Annotated in this window: 1 protein-coding gene; it reads right to left on the reverse strand. The window is 69.9% G+C overall.

All coding sequences use genetic code 11. The annotated features are described in order from the left end of the window. Positions 1–72 precede the first annotated feature (72 nt). Complete coding sequence (locus tag ACIQOV_RS42430) at positions 73–675, reverse strand: superoxide dismutase (protein ID WP_387751659.1); 603 nt, start codon at positions 673–675, stop codon at positions 73–75. Positions 676–1,113 lie beyond the last annotated feature (438 nt).

Genomic DNA, 1,113 nt, shown 5'->3' on the forward strand with positions numbered 1-1,113 from the left:
CGTCCCGGCCCGGCCCGCCGTCCGCCGCCAGCTCCGCGTCGATGTCCGGGGCCTTCCCTCACCCACTGCGGGTCAGGCGCTCTTGACGGCCGCGAAGCGGTCCGAGACGTCCTGCCAGTTGACGACGTCCCACAGGCGGGTGACGTAGTCCGGGCGGACGTTGCGGTACTGCAGGTAGTAGGCGTGCTCCCAGGCGTCGAAGGCGAGCAGCGGGGTGGTGTTCTGGCCGACGTTGCCGTGGTGGTCGTAGACCTGCTCGACGATCAGACGCTGACCGAGCGGCTCCCAGGACAGGATGCCCCAGCCGGAGCCCTGCACGCCGGTGGTGGCGGTGGTGAGCTGCTTCTTGAAGGCCTCGAAGCTGCCGAAGTGCTCGGTGATGGCGTCGGCCAGTTCGCCCTCGGGGCGGTCGCCGCCCTCGGGCGAGAGGTTCTGCCAGAACAGCGAGTGCAGCACGTGGCCCGACAGGTGGAACGCGAAGGTCTTCTGCAGGCCGACCAGGCCGCCGAACTGCTCCTTGTCGCGGGCCTCGGCCAGCTGGTCGAGGGTGTCGTTGGCGCCCTTGACGTACGCGGCGTGGTGCTTGGAGTGGTGCAGCTCCAGGATCTCGGCCGACATCGCCCGCTCCAGCGCGGAGTAGTCGTACGGCAGGTCGGGAAGCGTGTAGGTGCCCATCAGGACACGGCCCCTTTCGGCGGGTTGAACGGTGGTGATCGTGCCGGGACAACACTATTGCGTATCAGTTGCAAGAACGAAGCATGGGCTCCTGCTTATTCCTCACACCCCGTCGGGCACAATGGCCGCCGTTCAGCGCGCCGGCCGAAGAGGGTGGGTGACCGCGGCGGGGCGGCGGCGACACCGGGCCCCCGGCGGGTGATGCGGGCCCGACGCCCGTACGGCCCCCGGCCCGCGCGCGACTCCCGGTCGGGTCCGGAACCTCCACGGACCCGGCACCCGGGGCGGACCTGACAACGTTTCGGTCTCGCCGCCCGGTAATCCTTTCCCGGGGCTTCCCTCCGCGTTCTCCGTTGTGCCATTTTACATGTCACACAGCAAGGCCCGTGCGCCCCACGCAGCACGGCTCCCCCACCCTGGCCGGCCTCGGTCTGGCCC

The organism is Kitasatospora sp. NPDC091257, assembly GCF_044757675.1.
Lineage (GTDB): Bacteria > Actinomycetota > Actinomycetes > Streptomycetales > Streptomycetaceae > Kitasatospora > Kitasatospora lactacystinica.